This is a genomic window from Clostridium manihotivorum, from assembly GCF_004015185.1.
GTDB classification, from domain to species: Bacteria; Bacillota; Clostridia; order Clostridiales; family Clostridiaceae; genus Clostridium_AR; species Clostridium_AR manihotivorum.
This window is the reverse complement of record NZ_CP025746.1, coordinates 592,512-610,818: the sequence shown is the minus strand read 5'-3', so window position 1 is coordinate 610,818 and position 18,307 is coordinate 592,512. Positions and strand designations below refer to the sequence as shown.

Below are 18,307 nucleotides of genomic sequence, written 5' to 3'. Positions count from 1 at the left end.
ATTATCTCTCAGAAGTTTTTTTTTACTCTTTATAATTTTATAATTTATTTAATAGAACTCAAATATCCCTTACTTACAAATTGCCGTTCTCTATATAACTGTATTGATTTTAGAATTTTCGACCTTATTATAAGCCTTATATATTCTCATCAACCTGTTCTTCAGACATACGCTTAATAAGTGTGTATGCTATTAGTGCAGGTATGCCTATTGATATAACAGCCCAAATTGAGTTTCCAAGTGTAAAACCACTTGAAACAAAGGCAACTATATTTTTTATTATAGCCAAAACTATAAAAGCATACATAGCTATCTTATTCCATGCAAAAACTCCTATTACAGCAATCAATGTAAGTATACCTAGTATAGTTGAAATTATAATTGCTGTGTTGCTTAAAGGAAACTGCTTTGCAATTTCTGGAGCTAAGTTTTGACTTAATTTAGTTGTTGGGTATGATAGAGCGCTAAGTATTCCGCCTATAAAACTTAATATTAAATATCCTGTTATGAGACAGCCTCTTTCTCTCGAATCTTCCATATATATTGTACTCCTTACTATAACCATTTTTACAAGCTAAATATTTTCTTTATATCTTCATACTTTTCATGAGTTAATAAAGCATCCTTATCTGTGTTCTTAAGTTTAACTATATAAGTCCATCTGCCATAGGGATAAATTCTAGTAATTAATGATAGATTTATTATATAAGACTTGTGACTTCTAAAAAATTGATTTTTATCTAACTTTTCTTCTATCTCTGTTAAAGTAGCTGAAGTAATAAAACTATCGGAATTGGTATATATGACAGTGTTATTTTCCTCTCTTTGTATAAGCACAATTTCCTTAGAATCAATAAAACTTATGCCTTCTTTATTTTTTATCATAAGTTTTTCTAATCCTTTTTCATGCTTTATTATCTTATCTATTCCATAATGCTCTGAAGGTTCACTTAGCTTCTTTATCCTATCAAGAGTTTGATTAAGTCTCTCCATTTTGAAGGGCTTCACTAAGTAATCAAAGGCATAAACCTGAAAGGCATCTGACATATACTGAGAGTGAGCAGTAGCAAATATTATTATTGTTTTAGGATCAATGTCTGATATCTTTTTAGCTAGATCAATGCCACTACAACCTGGCATCTCTACATCTAAGAACACTACTTCTGGCCTCTTATCTTGAAATAGACTTATAGCGAGCTCGCCATCTCCAGCTTCTCCCACAACTTCAAAGCCTTGAGCCTTCTCAACTACTTTTCTTATTATTAATCTCATGCCCTTCTCATCATCTACTATTAATACCTTCATTGTATACCTCTCTTTAAAAATTAGTCATATCTTAAAAACTTCTGTTAATAAAGTTAACTTAGTGGAAATTTATATAGATGCTAAAGCATTATTATAATACCTTAGCATCTATATTTTAAACTTGTAACTATATAAATGTATCACTTCATAATAAAATTTATATTTTCGGATTGAAGTAATCCATCTTTATTAAACCCTTCTAAAGCCATTCCTCTTTCTCTTGCACACTGGCTTATTTATAAGTTCAGAAAGGATGATAGCCTGTTGTAGCTTCAATGGCGTTATTTCCTGAGCAATTCCTTCTAAACCAAAGCCATTTTTATCAATAGCCTGCTCTTCTATAATAACTTCAGTAGCACCTTTTGATACTTCTACCGCAGGCTCTGCTGAAGCTTCAACGCTCTCAGGTTTAACTATAGGAGGCACATATGGTCTGTACCTTTCTGATCCATATTGAGCCATCTGCTTATATTTTTTAAAGCTATCTGTTATCCCTTTGATGTCACTGTTATCTGAAATATTATCCATAATATCAGATATAATATCCTTTAAGTCCACACTTATCACTCCCTTATGGAATAAATAAAGGCTTTAGTATAATTACTTTTCTTCGTTATTTGATTTGATTTCCTTCTTCTTTTGTCCTGCTTCCGAAATAGATGATCTCATTCTTGTATCAGCTATAAGATTTTGCATATCATAATAATCCATTATTCCAAGCTTTCCTTCTCTAAGTGCTTGAGCCATTGCTCTTGGAACTTCTGATTCGGCTTCAACAACTGCAGCTCTCATTTCTTGTTCTCTAGCTACAGCCATAGCTCTTCTTTCTTCTGCTTTAGCTTGAGCGATATTCTTATCTGCTTCTGCTTGAAGAGTTTGAAGATGTGCACCTATATTTCTTCCTACATCTACGTCCGCAATATCTATAGATAATATCTCAAAGGCAGTTCCTGCATCAAGTCCCTTATTTAAAACAGTTTGTGAAATAGCATCTGGGTTTTCAAGTACTAGCTTATGGCTTTCTGAAGAACCTACATTAGTTACTATACCTTCACCTACTCTTGCAAGGATTGTAGCTTCACCAGCTCCACCAACAAGTCTTTCTAGGTTAGTTCTAACAGTTACTCTAGCTTTAACTAATAACTCTATACCGTCCTTAGCAACAGCTGAAACGTTTGGTGTTTCTATAACCTTTGGGTTAACACTCATCTTAACAGCTTCCAAAACATCTCTACCAGCAAGATCTATTGCAGCAGCTTTTTCAAAGTGAAGATCTATATCAGCTCTATGAGCAGCTATAAGTGCATCAACTACCTTATCTACATTTCCTCCTGCAAGGTAATGTGCTTCTAGTTGGTTTACGTTTATCGTAAGACCAGCCTTAGTAGCCTTGATAAGAGGTAGTACTATTCTACTTGGTACAACTCTTCTAAGTCTCATACCTACTAAATTAAATACACTTACTCTTACATTAGCAGCTAATGAAGATACCCATAAGCCCAATGGAACGAAAGTGAAAAAGGTTCCAACTACAAAAACAATGATTACGATACTAATAATGATTCTAATAGCAACAGCGTCTCCCATGACAATCCTCCTAAAATATAATTTATTTTATTTTTCTAACTACTAATCTAGAGCCTTGAACTCTAAATATCTCGACCTTAGTATTTCTAGAAATATATTCTCCGTCTGCAACTACATCAAACTTAACTCCATCAAAATCTGCTGCTCCAGCAGGCCTTAGATCGGTAATTGTTATACCAGTCTTATGAAGTAAGTAATCTAAATCAACAGAGCTTATATACCCTTTATCTTTATGCTGTTCTTCAGTTAATATCAAGGGTTTAAATAGTTTGCCTTTTGTAAAAGCATTTAAAACTATTGCAAGCAGTATCCCTAGTATTGCTAGTATTCCTACAATCATTATAAGTGCCTCTTCAAAGGATCTGACTGTTATAAATACCGCAGCTAAAAGACATATTGAGCCTGCTATACCAGGCACTCCAAAACCAGGAACTACCATTTCAATTGCAACTAAGATAAAACCTATAATTAAAAGAATAATAGTCAATGCAGAAAATGCCGAGAATAAATCCATTTGTTTTCCTCCCTTCATCATCCTTTTAATCATATAATACAACCTTTTTTAGTATAAGTAATATTAAATCAACAAAAAATACATTTTTACTCTCCAAATGTCTTTTTATGTTGTTGATTTATCTATGAAAGTATTTCTGGTGCCTTTGGTATAATAAAATAGAATGCGGTTCTATCATCATTTGATTCTACATTTATATCTCCACCGCAGTTATTGAGTATTTCTTTTACTATAAATAACCCCATTCCGTTGCCTTCATTACCCTTAGTGGTAAAGCCTTCACTAAATATTGATGGAATCACTTCTTTAGATATCTTAGGCCCATTATTCATCACAGTGAATTTATAGTTACTTACTGTTTCAGTAAGCTCAATAAACAAGAATCTGTTGTCGCCTTTAAGCTGTAATGCGTATATAGAGTTATCCACAAGATTTCCTAGAATTCTGCAAAGCTCCCAAGCCTTTATAGGAAGTCTTTTTAATTCTGTCTTAACTTCTATTTCCACAGTTATATCTTTTTGCTCGGCCATTTGAAGCTTTGCCTGAAGTAATGCGTTTACCGCTGGCTCAGAGGTCTTTAAAGCTTTGCTAAGCTTTATTATATCTTTATAAACTGGCTCCATATAGTTTTTAGCTTCTTCATACTCGCCTATTTCCATAAGTCCATAGATTATCTGAATATGGTTAAGATAATCATGCCTCTGCTCCCTTAAGGTTCTGTTTAGCTGCTCCAGATTTCTCATTGATTCAACTAAACCTTTTTCCCCTTTTCTAAATAGAATAGAGTAAAAACTAAATACAGATATCAAGCTGTTCATAGCTATCATTAAAGCTATTATGTATATCTTAGCGGTATTATCTCCTATGATATTATCCGCCTTGTCAAAAGCTATTAAAGAAATCATTAATACTACCTGAACTACATTCATTAAGGTTGAAAATAATAAGATTTTTCCTAGACTAAACTTAAACTTATTTAATTTCATTATATTTATGCCCAGCCTCTCTTTGTGAAATAACCCCATCTTCTATAATACCATATTTTTCATCGTAAACCAATTTGTTCTTAGTGGTTTACGATAAAGTAATTATACAAACTAAATTATGAATGAATAAAATGTCGTCTATGTGTTATAATCTTATAGGATTATATAAGATATTAATTATTATATTAATATTTCAGTAAATATTTGTAACTTAATAGTTACATAAGGAGTGGAAAAATGGCTAGTAAATTTTATTTACATAAGATTGCAAACAAGAAATTATCAGCAGGTCGCCCTTGGATATATATCGATGAAATAAATGAATATGATGGCGACTATGAAAACGGAGACATCGTAGAAGTATATACTGAAAAGAATGAATTTATAGGAAAAGGTTATATAAACGACAGAAGCAAAATAACCATAAGACTTATGACTAAGGATATAGATGAAGCTATAGATGAAAACTTCTTTAAAAAGAGATTAAAGAATGCTTGGAGTTATAGAGAAAAGGTTATTGATACCTCAAGCTGCAGATTTGTATTTGGAGAAGCAGACTTCCTACCTGGGCTTACCATAGACAAGTTTGAAGATTACTTCGTTATACAAATATCTACTTTAGGAATGGATAAGTATCGTGACTTAATTGTTAAGATTCTTAAAGAAGATTTCGGAGCTAAGGGAGTTTATGAGAGAAGCGATATAGCTACAAGAGAAATAGAAGGTCTTGAGCAAAAGAAAGGTTTCTTGACTGAACCTTTTGATACCATGGTACAAATAACAGAAAACGGAGTAAAGTATTATGTTGATTTGGAAAATGGTCAAAAAACAGGCTTCTTCTTAGATCAAAAAGAAAATAGAAGAGCAATACACAGAATCTGTAAGGATGCAGAAGTACTTGACTGCTTTACACATACAGGCTCCTTTGCTTTAAATGCTGGGATAGCTGGTGCTAAATCAGTATTAGGTATAGATGTATCTCAACATGCGGTGGACTTTGCTACAAGAAACTCAGCCCTCAACAACCTTTCTGATGTAGTTAAATTCGAATGTCACAACGCTTTTGATATCCTTCCTAAGTGGGCTAAGGAAAATAGAAAGTTTGACGTAGTTATCCTGGATCCCCCTGCATTTACAAAGTCAAAAAATACTGTAGTAGGAGCAAAAAGAGGCTATAAGGAAATAAATCTTAGAGGCCTAAAGATGGTAAGAGAAGGCGGTTTCCTTGTGACTTGCTCTTGTTCACACTATATGAGTGAGGAGCTTCTAAAGAAGACCATAGAAGAAGCTGCTAGAGATGCAAAAAGACAGCTTAGACAAGTAGAATTCAGAACTCAATCTGCAGATCATCCAATACTTTGGAGCTCTGACGAAAGCTATTACTTGAAGTTCTTTATATTCCAGGTGATATAAAAAATCAAGCTGGATCATTATAAGCAATGGTCCAGTTTTCTAAATATCAATTATAATATATAACTTTCTAAACAGTAAAAAAGAGCCTCCTGACTTATAAGTTTTCACTTATAATCCTTAAGCTCTATGCATTCCCAACTTATTATATTGTAATTTCACCTTGTTTATATTCTGGAACTATTGAAAATAGATCTTTTTTAACACAATACTGTATATCAGCCTCTAGATTTAAAGACTTTAACACCTCATAATGTCTTGCATTCTTTATATAATCAAGAACATTATTATTATTGTCATAAACATACTTAGCAGTAAAGGCTAAATCACTAATTACAGCATTGCTGTTTTTTGATAGACACTTTATCATGTAACCTGCACATATAAAATCATCTATTGAAAACTTGCCTAGGGTTCCTGCATTGACAAAAACCACATCTTTATCTAGCTCAATTAGCTTATCTGCAACAGCTTTAGCATTTAACATACACCCTATGTATATCTTATCAGCTTCTAGACAGTTATTTATTGCCTTAGTTCCATTGGTAGTGGATAATATTACAGTTCTGCCTTCTACTTCTTTTCTGGTATATTCTAGTGGCGAGTTAGACATATGGAAGCCATCTATCTTTACTGCTCTTCTTTCTCCACCTAATATAACTTCGTTGTTTAGGCTTTCTGCAATTTTAAATGATTCTTCAACAGTTAGTACTGGAATTACCTTTTCTGCTCCATTTGCCAATGCAGTAGTAATAACAGACGTAGCTCTTAGCATATCAATCACAACCACAACCTTATTTGTAATAAGCTCTGGTCTTATATCCTCTGCTGAAATAATCACATCTATATTCATTAAGCTCTTCTCTCCTTCCAGATAAAAAACGCTATTATAAATATTGATGCTTGTTTGAAATTCCTTATATCATAGCCAGTATCTTTGTAGATTTTATCTAGTCTATATATAAGTGTATTTCTATGTATATATAACTTTTTAGCAGCTTCGCTTATATTAAGTCCGCAATTTGCAAACTCTTCTATGGTACTTAGTATTTCAGAATCAAACTTAGAGAATTTATCTTTAAACTTTATAAACAATTCATCTTTCATGCCATCATTTATATTGTATATTAATTTTTCTAATATGATCTCTCCTGAATTATATACCATCTCTTTAAGGTCATACTTTTTGCTTAAGGTTATATATAAAGAAGCATCATTGAAAGCAGCCTTTATATCATCTGCTCCTCCGTTAAATGTACTGTAACTTATGTAGCACTTAGTATATATATCAGAAAGAATAGAGTCTTTAATACTATTTGCATGTTCAAGTTCATCTTCGAAGTTTCCTAATATAACTATAAAATCTTTATAAATCATGCTTACTATATTCTCGTCATCATAAGATTCTTTTATTACATTAAGAGCATCATATCTGTTTTTGCTTAATGATACAAGGAATAAGGTACATCTGTTAGATAGGAAGGGTAAAGCGTTATATAACGCCTCAGTAGATACACCCTTACCTTCCAACATGTTGATAACAAGTTGTTCCCTCATAGAGAATATTTCTCTATACTTAGTTTCTATAGAATATTTAAGCAGTGTTATGCACATTTCAAAGTCTTTGCTGATTGTAAGCTTTGCTTTTTGCGCTCCGAGCCAAAGCTCCTTTTCTAGTAGCGAGATTTCAGACGACTTTATAGAATCAAATAAAGCTACACTATCATCTAACGAAAGTCTAAACTCTACACCACTATTTTCACTCAATCTAGCAAGATAATCCTTGAAATTATACATAATAACGCCTCCTATAGAACTGTGATTTCTGTTTCCTTATCAAATACGTGTATTTTATCAACTTCTAGTGCGAACTTAGCTCTATCTCCTGATTGAAGTTTAGTGCTTCCATTTACTCTTACTGTCATGCTATCTGAACCCTTAGTTACATAAATGTAGCTTTCAGCTCCCATTAATTCTGTAACTTCTACCTTAGCTTCTATTACAGAATTTGGATTCTTAGTTATGAACTCAGCATCATCTTCAATATGTTCTGGTCTTATACCCATTATAACATCTTTTCCTACATAATTGTTCTTTTTTAATGTAGCAGCTTGGTCATCATTTAAAAGAATCTTTTCTCCACCAAGTACAAGATATACCTTACCTTGTTCTTCAGCAACTTTTGCATTTAAAAAGTTCATTTGAGGAGATCCTATAAATCCTGCAACGAATATGTTAGCTGGGTGATCGTATACTTCTTGAGGACTTGCAACTTGTTGAACTAATCCATCTCTCATAACAACGATTCTAGTACCCATAGTCATAGCTTCTGTTTGGTCATGTGTTACATATATGAATGTAGTTTGAAGTCTCTTGTGTAACTTAGAGATTTCAGTTCTCATTTGAACTCTTAGTTTAGCATCTAGGTTTGAAAGAGGTTCGTCCATTAAGAATACCTTAGGTTCTCTTACTATAGCTCTACCTAGCGCAACTCTTTGTCTTTGTCCACCTGAAAGTGCTTTTGGTTTTCTATCTAATAGATGTTCTATGTCAAGGCTCTTAGCCGCTTCTCTTACTTTCTTATCTATTTCATCTTTAGGCATTTTTCTTAATTTTAGTCCGAAGGCCATGTTGTCAAATACTGTCATATGTGGATATAAAGCATAACTTTGGAAAACCATTGCTATATCTCTATCCTTAGGTGCAACGTCGTTTACTACTTTATCTCCGATCCAAAGTTCTCCGTCAGATATTTCTTCAAGTCCTGCTATCATTCTTAGTGTAGTTGATTTACCACAACCAGATGGTCCTACGAATACTATAAATTCTTTATCCTCTATCTCTAGGTTAAAGTCCTTTACTGCAGTTACATCTCCTTGGTACACTTTATATATATGTTTTAATGATAAATTTGCCATTTGTACTCCTCCTTCTACTTTATACTATTATTGTAACCGTTTAATAGCAGTTATTCCATACGAGGAAATCACAAAATTATTTTTAGCTATTTGTAGCAAAGTACAAACCCTGGTAAAAATTACACTTCTTCATATTATTGTCTATTTCGTTTAATATTTCCCACTTCTTTAAACTCCACATAGGACCTATTAAGGAATCCCTTGGTGCATCACCTGTAAGCCTATGAACAACTACATCTTCCGGCAGCATAGTTAGGGCTTTGCATATAAGATTTATGTATTGTTCCTGAGTTAAAAAATTAAGCTTGCCTTGTTCGTATAATTTTACAAGAGGAGTATCCTTTAGCAAATGAAGTAGATGGAACTTAACACCTTTTACTCCACTATGAGCAATGTAATCTACCGTATTTATCATGTCTTGCTCTGTCTCTCCAGGTAATCCAAAAATGCAGTGAGCCACTACGTCTATGGATCTTTCTTTTAGTTTTTTTAAAGCTTCCTCAAAAACTTCTAACTTGTACCCTCTATTTATTATTTTAGCAGTTTCGTCATTTACCGTTTGAAGGCCAAGTTCTATCCAAAGATATACCTTTTTATTAATCTCTTCTAACAAATCTAGTACATCTTCATCTAAGCAGTCTGGTCTTGTTGCTATAGCTATAGCAACTACGTCCTCCTGCGCTAAAGCCTCTTCATACTTTTCTCTAAGCACTTCTACCGGCGCATAAGTGTTTGTATAAGCTTGAAAATAAGCAATGTACTTACCATTCTTCCATTTCTTAAGCATCATATTTTTTATATCCCCAAACTGAGAGGATATTGAAAAGCATCTATCTCCAGCAAAGTCTCCAGAGCCTCTTTCACTACAGAAAAGGCAACCCCCTTTGCTTATTGTCCCATCTCTATTAGGGCAGGTGAAACCAGCATCTAGTGATATCTTAAATACCTTTTCGCCAAACTTTTCTCTTAAAAAATAGTTTAAAGTGTGATATGGCTTACTTCCCCACATTTTCTTTTGTTCCATATAATCAACCTTTCATAAAGAATAAAATATTATATCATCATTTTACTCTTTAATTGTTACTAAAAGCAATGTTATATATTGCAGCTGTTTTGCTTGACTACTCTACAAGTATACTAACGCACCCCTTGGTAATAAAATTTATACTTTTTACTCATTTGTCTTTTCTGAACGTATGTGAATAAATTATATAAGGAGACATAATTTTATTCTTTACTATTTAACCTAAATAGCTGCCCTAATCCCTTAAAATTACTAAATCTAACTACAAAAATTTTTATCTTTTTCTTAAAAGTAAAAAATTAGTCATGCATAAAAGTATAAAATATATTCCTCTATACATGACTTTCAGTTTGTAACAATTAATAACTGTCTTTTTAGCAGAAAACTGTATTTACATATCTCTAAACTTTATCAACCTTAAGCTCTTTGAAATCAAGCTTATACATTCCTATAACATCCTGCCTAACATCATTTCTTCCGCTTACGCCCTTTACTTCAAAGAACATCTCAGTTTTTGTAAACTTAGAAAAAGTTAACTCATATTTGTCAGATGGAAATATCTTATCAAAATTAGCTTCGAGCATACTTCCGCTTGCAACATTATAAGCTTTCACCCTATTTATTGAACCATTTTCTAAATATTGCACCGCCATATAGTTTTCATCTTGGGAAAACATAATCATCTGAACTATTCCATTGTCATATATATCAATAGCTTTTACCTTTTTAGCTAAAGGCTTCTTATCCGGATCCTCTTGCTTGCTTTGGTCTTGGCCTTCACCGCCACCACCACCTCCTCCACCGCCTTGTGAGCCAGCAGTAGGTACTGCATCTTCCACTTCTAATATAGCAACAAAAGATGCATTGCCATCCTTGGTAGATACTCCCATACGCTGCCCTGATGCTGTGAAGTTAATAGCAGTAAACTCTTTAGCAGGTATCTCCTTCTTTAATATGTTTGCTTCATTGGTTTTGGGATACATATCCTTTGGTAAATCTTTTACAGATATTACAAGCTTAGCTTTTGGCTCATCTTTGGCTTTTAGCTTTATCTTATCTTGATCAACAAAAGCTTCAACTAAAGTTTCAGCCTTTACTTCATCAATCTCATATACCTCTCCTTCTTTTTTAGAAATCTTAATAGAGAAGTCATCTATATCTGCTCTTGGCACTCCCTTTTTCAACCTATTTACCTTTGCTCTTATAATTGCACTTTTCCCAGATTGGTTTATCTCACTTACAGAAAAGTCAACTATAGATAAATCCGTATCATGAAGGTCTTGAGTCTTATTGGCAAGCTTAGAACTGCATAGCTTTCTAGCATTCTCAAAATCATTCCTAGAAAGGTATGTCATATAATTTTCGGCAACTCTTATAGCTTGTTTTTCATTTACTAGGCTTTCTGTACTGCTTCCGCTACTTTCTCCACTTTTTTTGCACCCAACAAGTATAGTAACCATAATTAAGAACCATGCTATAATTACTCTTCTTTTTTTCATGCCCTTTCACTCCTTACATTCAGATGCTCATAAAAATAGCTTTTCCATTTAAATAAAAACTATTATAAGTTTTAAAAGTTACTTAACAGCAAAATATTATTCAAAGTTTTAAGAATAAATGTTGGACAATCCCTATATACTTATTATGAACAATACATATGGAGGGATAACGTGAAAAAAGAAGCCCTAAAGGTCTTTCAAATAGCTGCAGTGTTTATAGGCACAATTGTAGGAGCCGGATTAGCTTCAGGAAAAGAAATAACTCAATTTTTTACTTCTTATGGATATAAGAGTTTTATCGGTATAATTTTTTGTGGACTATTCTACATAGCTATGTGTTCAATAATGGCTAAGATTAGTATTTCATTTAATTTAGGTTCCTATGGCGAAGTAATAAACGTAGTAAGTCCTAATTTTTTAGGAAAAATAACAGGAGTTATAACTACACTTTATCTTATATCTTCTGCCTCAATAATATTGGCAGGAAGCGGTGCTCTTTTACACCAGTTCTTTGGTATTCCAAAAATATTAGGCACTTTAATTATGGCTACAGCTGCGTTACTAGCACTAACTCGTGAAACTTCTGGTTTGATAGAAGTTAACTCATTTATAGTTCCATCACTGATACTAGTTATTTCAACCATACTAATCTTATATTTAGTCTTTTATAAAGATGTAATCACAATAACTCATCTTAAAAGTCTAGGTGCACAAAAGAATAATTGGTGGTTGTCAACAATTCTTTACTCTGGATACAATATATTGTGCTGTTCAGGTGTAATGGTTCCGTTGAGTACGGAAATGAAGAAGACTAGAACTATGATCCTAGGAATATCTATCGGTGCAATAGGACTAACACTATTATGTATGGCTATAAATCTAATGCTTATGCTAAATCAGCCATATATATATGAATATGAGATTCCACTTTTATACATCACAAACAGATTTGGAAGGGTTATTCAGGTAGTTCTACTAGCTATAATATGGTTAGAAATGTTTTCAACTGAAGTATCTGATGTGTACTCAATTTCTAAAACTTTAGATAAATCTTTTAATATCAAGTATGATACTGCAATATTCCTAGTTATTGGACTAGCTATATTAGTATCTCAAATTGGCTTCACTAACTTAATATCTACTCTTTACCCAATGTTTGGGGTGCTAAGCCTCATATTTATAAGCCAATGTCTATACTTCTATTTTAAAAAACTTCGGTAATTAATATTTTAAATTAGTTAATTAAAAAAATAAAATTTTTCATCAATTAAAGCCATGTATAAAAAGGTATTGTCTTACCATCTTATACCTGGCTTCTATTTTTCTAAGTGCTTATGAACTTTTAAATATGTTCTTTTATTATTCTCATAGAATAATAAAAAATTTAATACCGCTTTCAAAAAACACAATGGCAGCCTAACTAAATTTCTGAATACCTCTATAATACTCATATTCAACTTTATTTAATAAACTTTTTATCATATTAGCCCATTCTTTGGGCTCTTTAAACAGCAATTCTTCATGATTGAGACCAGCTAAACCAATTATCTCAGCCTTTGGAAAATGCTTTTTATATCTAACGACCAGCTTATCTACATCCTCCTTCATTCCAAATATACAGTGAACTTTGGTTTTCTCTGTTGTGATGCCATCGTCGATTGGCATTATTAAGTCAGTATAATATTCCTTATATAAAGTTTCATAGGTTATATTTTTATAAATTACTTTACTTAGGTCTTTTAGATACTTTTTACTTTCTTCTGATCTAACAAATAATTTAAGAATTCCTTTTACTTCTCCATTCTTAGCATATTTATAAAATACTCTTGCTAATATCTTGGCGCAAATTATTGCCTTTAAACCTGACATATAGTCAAAGTCTGTACTTCCAGTAATAGCATGATCTATTGATATATTCCCCCTTTCCAGCAGTTTTGCTACAATAGAGCCTCCTAAGGAAGAACCATAAATCCCAAATATTTTACTGTTATACTCCTTTTTAATATATGCTTCTAATTTATCCACTTCATTCATTATAGAAACTATTTTAGTGTCATCATTATCATCATGTCCAGTTATAGCTACACAAACTACATAATATTGACCTATTAGTCCTTCTATAACATGGCCAAAGCTCAATTGCCAATGACTGGCTGTACCATGTATTAAAAACAGTGCTGGATTGCTCTTGTCCCCAAACTCATAAAACTTCATTTTTTATTTTCTCCAATCTATTCATAGTACAAAAGTCTCTGAAGTGAGCTTTTTGAACATCTGCCTTTCCAAAGGTATATGAAAAAGAATCTGGCAGGTAAATAAGATTTCTTTTTTACTGTTTACCCTAAATGGCCGTTATAAATCGTTGATATTAATAGATTTAGATAGCAAAACTTTTTATACTTTACTTTGATTATACTCCATCAGGAAAATCATGTATATAATGTAATTAATATCTATAGTTTTAAAAATTAGTAGCCTATTTTTTAAATTACTTTTAAAAGAATTGTTGGCACCAAACTTTTATGCAGTAGACGATATATAAGTGAACTATTGCAATCAGATGTTTTTTTATTTAGAATTGCTTTAAAAAACTAATATTCATATGATTTTATAATTATAGATTTATATAAATATATAGTTTTAATGAGGCTTTCCAAGTTTATGCTTATAACTTTCTAGAGCTTAAACACAATATTTGTGATATTATTTATTTAGATTTTTATTAAAGAGTTGCCATATCAAAACTTTAATTTATGCTCCTTGGAAAATCTCGCAGTCTGTGAACTCTCAGGCAAGTATAAATTAATAATTGGCTTAGGGACTCTATATAGAGGTGTTGAATTTGAGATATTTAGATATGTTAAAGAGCTGTGAGCTTTGTAATAGAAGCTGCAAAGTAAATAGATTAGACGGAAAAGTTGGATTTTGTAAGGCTAGCGAAAAAATAAAGGTAGCTAGAGCAGAGCTTCACTTTTGGGAAGAGCCCTGTGTATCTGGAAGTGAAGGTTCTGGAACAGTGTTCTTTTCTCACTGCAATCTAGGATGTGTTTTCTGCCAAAATCATGAGATAAGTCAAGAGTACAATGGTAAGGAAATAAGTATTGAAAGATTGAGCCAAATATTTCTAGAGCTTCAAGAGAAAGAGGCTAATAATATAAATCTAGTTACTCCTACCCACTATGTTCCTCAAATAATTGAAGCCTTGCACCTTGCTAGGAGTAAAGGTCTAAGTATACCTATACTTTACAATACAAATGGATATGATTCTTTAGATACCATTAAAGCTTTAGATGGACTGATAGATGTTTACCTTCCAGATTATAAATACTTTAGTGCTAAATATGCCATAAACTACTCAAAGGCTAAAGACTATACTGAAAATATAAATGTAGTAATCAGTGAGATGTTAAGACAAGTTGGAACACCTCAGTTTGATGAAAGAGGTATCATAAAAAAAGGCGTAATAGTAAGACATCTTATGCTTCCAGGACTTCTTTTTGACAGCAAGAAAGTTATTGATGATATATTTAATACCTTTGGCAATAACGTGTACATAAGCATAATGAACCAATATACGCCTTTGCATAAGGCTAATGAATTTCCAGAAATAAATAGAATACTAAACCCAAATCACTATGATTCTCTTATAGACTATGCTTTATCTATAGGAGTTACTAATGGCTTTATACAAGACTCTGGCACTAACAGCGAAGCCTTCGTACCATCCTTTAAAAACGAAGGAGTCTAGAACCAAAGCATATCTTTAAGCCATACTATAAGATTGATTTATACATACCCGATAATCTAAGCTTATGGTTATCAGCACATATGCATGAATTAATAGATCAATCTGGATAGCAATATAGAAATTAAAAATCACTAAGTTTAGAATAATTAAAAGCTTATATGAATAAAAACATGCATAAAGACATAGTAAAATGCCTTTCCTGCATGTTTTTTTGTTTAGTATTTATTTTACTTCAGCAAATTCCATTATTACCTTAAAAAGATCGCCGTCTATTTCTATATTAAAAACTCCCTTTTGAAGCTCTACTAGACTCTTTGCTATAGCAAGTCCTAGGCCTGAGCCTTCTGTATTTCTTGATTTATCTCCTCTTTTAAATCTTTCAACTAACTCTTCTGAGTCTATTTCTAGTTCATAAGCTGAGATATTCTTCATGGATATCTTTATCTTTCCTTCTTCATTACTCATTAGAATATAAACCCTAGTTCTACCTAAAGAGTACTTAAGTATATTTGTTATTAGATTTTCAAAGACTCTCCAAAGCTTTTTGCCATCCGCCATTATATATAATTTCTCTTCTGGATAGCTAACTCTAAAGTCCAACTCTGCTTCTTTTATCTTCTCCTCAAATTCCGCTAAGGTTTGCTTAAGAAGCGAGCTTACCTCAACTCTTTCTATATTTAACTCTAGGGCCCCACTTGCAGCCTTAGAAGCCTCGAAAAGATCTTCTATTAAAACTTTTAATCTTTGAGACTTTCTATCTAAGACTTTAATATAATCTCTCATTTCTTCAGGAGAAATATCATCTTTCTTAAGTAAATCTACATAGTTAATAATAGAAGTCAATGGAGTCTTTAGATCATGAGATACATTGGTTATAAGTTCTGTTTTTAATCTATCGCTTTTAACCTCATTCTCTATGGAATTCTTAAGTCCGGCCTTCATGTTATTTATATTATTAGCTAATGTAGCTAAGTTTCCTTTTCCTTTTGCCTCTATGTTATAGTTTAAATCTCCACTGCATATTCTCTCAGCTCCTATAATTATTTTATTTATCATAGCAAGCTTCTTAAAGCTATAAACAATAGTAAACAAGCTAAATGATACTATGAAAATCGAAAGTATTCCCCCCCATAGGTTTGCATCATGTTCGAGCAGCAATATAGTAATAACTGTAGTTGGCAATATAATGAATAGAATAGAAATCATAAAGAAAATAAACTTAAAAAATACACTTTTTACATATAACATTTCTTTGATTGTTCGAATAACTCTCTTGTAAAACAAATAAACTTTGTGAAGAATTGATTTTTTAAGAATTTCACTTCTTATCTTTTCAGTTCTCATTCTAACAACATCTTTTATTAAGATGAACAATGATATAGATGTCAGAATAATAGCTAAAACAATATATGAGTAATCTCTTGATGAAAGAACATAAAACAATCTAGCATCAGTCATTATAAAAAATGTTATACAGAAGCTAGTAATTATAAATGTTAACTTAATTTCAACAGGTACCCTATCTAAAAGTTTTAAATTCTTAATTTCATCAGATCTTTTTTCTCTTATCAATACAAATGAGCTCAATGCTAGTAGTACCGCTGCTATTAAAGCCGTAAGTATCTCTCCATACATAGTTGCCTTCAAATCAAGGTATTTTTTATATTGTAAATACAAAGAGTCTCCCTCAGTTATATACTTATTAACACTTAAATATATCGTGGCGTTATTACTAACTACATTACCTGCCAATCCATCTAATATATTCTTACTGTTATTAGAATCAGAAATCTTTATATTACAATCATAACCACCATACTCTCTATAATAAGTTCTAATGTAAAAACCCAAATCTTTATTTATTACCTTGTTAAAATCATCTATGTTATAACTAGCATTATTATTGCTTATATTGGATTTTACAGTTTTATCTTTGTTGTCTATGATATAATATTTTAGATTTTTATAAGAATTAAGTTTGCTATCTAACATCTTTAAAGATTCCAACTTAATAGCTATTATTTCGCTTTTTATTGTAGCTACATCATTTATCTGCTTTTCATACTTCTCAGTAACTTGCTTAATCTGTTCGTCCTTTTCCTTCTTTAACTTATTTTCTTGCTCTTTATCCTGCTGATTTTTTGCATCACTAATTCTATAAGAAAATTCATTATTTATATTGTTTACTTCGTTTTCTAACTGATTTTTCAAGTCATCTTGCTTTAATTTCACCTCAGCCTCAGGGACATTCTTTATATAGTCTTCATTTTTATATTTTTCTACATAATCAACTAAGTCCTCACTTATATTTCTTACTCTAACCATAAAATCAGAGGTTTTATAGAAACCATCTTCCTCAATATACTCCCTATGCTCAAAAACATCATACCCAACAAACAATACAGTCACCAAAGAAAATGCAGCTACCCATGGTGCAATTATCTTTAAAAGCTTATTTTTGCTTCTCGATTTTATATCCAATTCCCCACACCACCTTTAAGTATTTAGGCTCTTTAGGATTTATTTCGATCTTTTCTCTTATTCTCCTTATGTGAACTGCTACGGTATTTTCACTGTTATAGCTTGGCTCATTCCACACTATTTCATATATCTCATCTATAGAAAAAACTCTTCCCTGGTTTGATATCAGAAGTTCTAAGATTTTATATTCTCTTGGAGTTAGTTTAATCTCTTCTCCATCAACTGAGACACTTTTATCTAAAGTATTAAGAACCAAACCACCTGCTCTTAACTCACCTTTTTCTAAGCTTTTATAATTGCCAAGATTTAAATATCTTCTTAGCTGAGATTTCACTCTTGCTACAAGCTCTAAGGGGTTGAAAGGTTTTGTTATATAGTCATCTGCTCCCATATTAAGACCTAAGACCTTATCAGCATCTTCTGATTTGGCTGACAGAATTATTATAGGTATATTTCTCTCTTCCCTTATCCTAAAGGTAGCCTTTAAGCCATCCAATCTAGGCATCATTATATCCATCAAAATCAAGTGAATGTCGTTATCCATCAAAATATCTAAAGCCTCTAAGCCATCATATGCCTTAAATACCTTTAACCCCTCATTCATGAGATAAATCTCAATAGCATCTGTTATTTCTTTTTCATCATCAACAACTAGAACATTATGCTTTATCAAACTCTCTTCCCCCTATTAATACAATTCTACAATATTATACCATGCAACTCCCTCCTAAACCTTTTCTTAAATAATATAGCTAAAATATTACAAACTACTTTTCATATTTCTTAAGTTTTTCTTACGAAATTTTGCAGATAACTTATACAGAAAGGGGCGGTC

At 32.0% G+C, this 18,307-nt stretch carries 17 protein-coding genes; 3 read left to right on the top strand and 14 right to left on the bottom strand.

Annotated elements, in window-relative coordinates:
- Positions 1-136: 136 nt before the first annotated feature.
- From C1I91_RS02640 to C1I91_RS02615, 6 genes are all read right to left on the bottom strand, one after another.
- Positions 137-538 (bottom strand): hypothetical protein, encoded by a 402-nt coding sequence (locus C1I91_RS02640; protein ID WP_128211102.1) that lies wholly within the window; start codon positions 536-538, stop codon positions 137-139.
- Positions 539-567: 29 nt separating this feature from the next.
- Positions 568-1,305, bottom strand: a complete 738-nt coding sequence (locus C1I91_RS02635; protein ID WP_128211101.1) for a LytR/AlgR family response regulator transcription factor — start codon at positions 1,303-1,305, stop codon at positions 568-570.
- 189 nt (positions 1,306-1,494) lie between these two features.
- Positions 1,495-1,863, bottom strand: a complete 369-nt coding sequence (locus C1I91_RS02630) for a hypothetical protein (protein ID WP_128211100.1) — start codon at positions 1,861-1,863, stop codon at positions 1,495-1,497.
- Between the two features lie 42 nt (positions 1,864-1,905).
- On the bottom strand, positions 1,906-2,892 hold the full coding sequence (gene floA, locus C1I91_RS02625; RefSeq protein WP_128211099.1) for a flotillin-like protein FloA: 987 nt from the start codon (positions 2,890-2,892) through the stop codon (positions 1,906-1,908).
- A 22-nt stretch (positions 2,893-2,914) separates the two neighbouring features.
- Positions 2,915-3,406, bottom strand: coding sequence for an NfeD family protein (locus tag C1I91_RS02620; RefSeq protein ID WP_128211098.1), 492 nt, complete (start codon positions 3,404-3,406; stop codon positions 2,915-2,917).
- Positions 3,407-3,528: 122 nt separating this feature from the next.
- A complete protein-coding gene (locus tag C1I91_RS02615; protein ID WP_128211097.1) occupies positions 3,529-4,392 on the bottom strand; it encodes a sensor histidine kinase in 864 nt (287 codons plus the stop codon).
- Between the two features lie 237 nt (positions 4,393-4,629).
- Here C1I91_RS02615 and C1I91_RS02610 point away from each other — a divergent pair, with 237 nt between their 5' ends.
- Entirely contained in the window at positions 4,630-5,805 is a 1,176-nt protein-coding gene (locus tag C1I91_RS02610; protein WP_128211096.1) for a class I SAM-dependent rRNA methyltransferase, read from the top strand.
- Positions 5,806-5,947: 142 nt separating this feature from the next.
- Here C1I91_RS02610 and C1I91_RS02605 read toward each other — a convergent pair whose 3' ends face one another.
- From C1I91_RS02605 to C1I91_RS02585, 5 genes are all read right to left on the bottom strand, one after another.
- Positions 5,948-6,655: a 2-phosphosulfolactate phosphatase family protein gene (locus tag C1I91_RS02605; protein WP_128211095.1), complete on the bottom strand. Its 708-nt coding sequence runs from the start codon at positions 6,653-6,655 to the stop codon at positions 5,948-5,950.
- Positions 6,655-7,599 (bottom strand): PucR family transcriptional regulator, encoded by a 945-nt coding sequence (locus tag C1I91_RS02600; RefSeq protein WP_128211094.1) that lies wholly within the window; start codon positions 7,597-7,599, stop codon positions 6,655-6,657. Before C1I91_RS02600 ends, C1I91_RS02605 begins: the two co-directional genes overlap by 1 nt.
- Before the next feature lie 11 nt (positions 7,600-7,610).
- Positions 7,611-8,720, bottom strand: coding sequence for an ABC transporter ATP-binding protein (locus tag C1I91_RS02595; RefSeq protein WP_128211093.1), 1,110 nt, complete (start codon positions 8,718-8,720; stop codon positions 7,611-7,613).
- 82 nt (positions 8,721-8,802) lie between these two features.
- The gene (gene mnmL, locus C1I91_RS02590) at positions 8,803-9,744 is read right to left on the bottom strand and encodes a tRNA modification radical SAM protein MnmL/YtqA (RefSeq protein ID WP_128211092.1); all 942 of its coding nucleotides are present in this window, start codon (positions 9,742-9,744) and stop codon (positions 8,803-8,805) included.
- Positions 9,745-10,145: 401 nt separating this feature from the next.
- Positions 10,146-11,243 (bottom strand): hypothetical protein, encoded by a 1,098-nt coding sequence (locus C1I91_RS02585; protein WP_128211091.1) that lies wholly within the window; start codon positions 11,241-11,243, stop codon positions 10,146-10,148.
- Positions 11,244-11,414: 171 nt separating this feature from the next.
- On the opposite strand from C1I91_RS02585, the gene C1I91_RS02580 reads away from it, so the two are divergent.
- The gene (locus C1I91_RS02580) at positions 11,415-12,464 is read left to right on the top strand and encodes a YkvI family membrane protein (protein ID WP_128211090.1); all 1,050 of its coding nucleotides are present in this window, start codon (positions 11,415-11,417) and stop codon (positions 12,462-12,464) included.
- Positions 12,465-12,659: 195 nt separating this feature from the next.
- Here the strand turns inward: C1I91_RS02580 and C1I91_RS02575 are convergent, their stop codons facing one another.
- The gene (locus tag C1I91_RS02575) at positions 12,660-13,457 is read right to left on the bottom strand and encodes an alpha/beta fold hydrolase (protein ID WP_128211089.1); all 798 of its coding nucleotides are present in this window, start codon (positions 13,455-13,457) and stop codon (positions 12,660-12,662) included.
- Positions 13,458-14,100: 643 nt separating this feature from the next.
- Here C1I91_RS02575 and C1I91_RS02570 point away from each other — a divergent pair.
- Complete coding sequence (locus C1I91_RS02570; RefSeq protein WP_128215896.1) at positions 14,101-14,991, top strand: radical SAM protein; 891 nt, start codon at positions 14,101-14,103, stop codon at positions 14,989-14,991.
- Between the two features lie 222 nt (positions 14,992-15,213).
- On the opposite strand, the gene C1I91_RS02565 is transcribed toward C1I91_RS02570, so the two are convergent.
- On the bottom strand, positions 15,214-17,472 hold the full coding sequence (locus C1I91_RS02565; RefSeq protein ID WP_128211088.1) for a HAMP domain-containing sensor histidine kinase: 2,259 nt from the start codon (positions 17,470-17,472) through the stop codon (positions 15,214-15,216).
- Entirely contained in the window at positions 17,444-18,145 is a 702-nt protein-coding gene (locus C1I91_RS02560) for a response regulator transcription factor (protein ID WP_128211087.1), read from the bottom strand. Before C1I91_RS02560 ends, C1I91_RS02565 begins: the two co-directional genes overlap by 29 nt.
- Positions 18,146-18,307 lie beyond the last annotated feature (162 nt).

Bases quoted from the DNA above. Each gene is read 5' to 3' on its own strand.
- C1I91_RS02640 (WP_128211102.1), bottom strand. From the start codon at position 538: ATGGAAGATTCGAGAGAAAGAGGCTGTCTCATAACAGGATATTTAATA.
- C1I91_RS02635 (WP_128211101.1), bottom strand. From the start codon at position 1,305: ATGAAGGTATTAATAGTAGATGATGAGAAGGGCATGAGATTAATAATA.
- floA (WP_128211099.1), bottom strand. From the start codon at position 2,892: ATGGGAGACGCTGTTGCTATTAGAATCATTATTAGTATCGTAATCATT.
- C1I91_RS02620 (WP_128211098.1), bottom strand. From the start codon at position 3,406: ATGGATTTATTCTCGGCATTTTCTGCATTGACTATTATTCTTTTAATT.
- C1I91_RS02615 (WP_128211097.1), bottom strand. From the start codon at position 4,392: ATGAAATTAAATAAGTTTAAGTTTAGTCTAGGAAAAATCTTATTATTT.
- C1I91_RS02610 (WP_128211096.1), top strand. From the start codon at position 4,630: ATGGCTAGTAAATTTTATTTACATAAGATTGCAAACAAGAAATTATCA.
- C1I91_RS02605 (WP_128211095.1), bottom strand. From the start codon at position 6,655: ATGAATATAGATGTGATTATTTCAGCAGAGGATATAAGACCAGAGCTT.
- C1I91_RS02600 (WP_128211094.1), bottom strand. From the start codon at position 7,599: ATGTATAATTTCAAGGATTATCTTGCTAGATTGAGTGAAAATAGTGGT.
- C1I91_RS02595 (WP_128211093.1), bottom strand. From the start codon at position 8,720: ATGGCAAATTTATCATTAAAACATATATATAAAGTGTACCAAGGAGAT.
- mnmL (WP_128211092.1), bottom strand. From the start codon at position 9,744: ATGGAACAAAAGAAAATGTGGGGAAGTAAGCCATATCACACTTTAAAC.
- C1I91_RS02585 (WP_128211091.1), bottom strand. From the start codon at position 11,243: ATGAAAAAAAGAAGAGTAATTATAGCATGGTTCTTAATTATGGTTACT.
- C1I91_RS02575 (WP_128211089.1), bottom strand. From the start codon at position 13,457: ATGAAGTTTTATGAGTTTGGGGACAAGAGCAATCCAGCACTGTTTTTA.
- C1I91_RS02570 (WP_128215896.1), top strand. From the start codon at position 14,101: ATGTTAAAGAGCTGTGAGCTTTGTAATAGAAGCTGCAAAGTAAATAGA.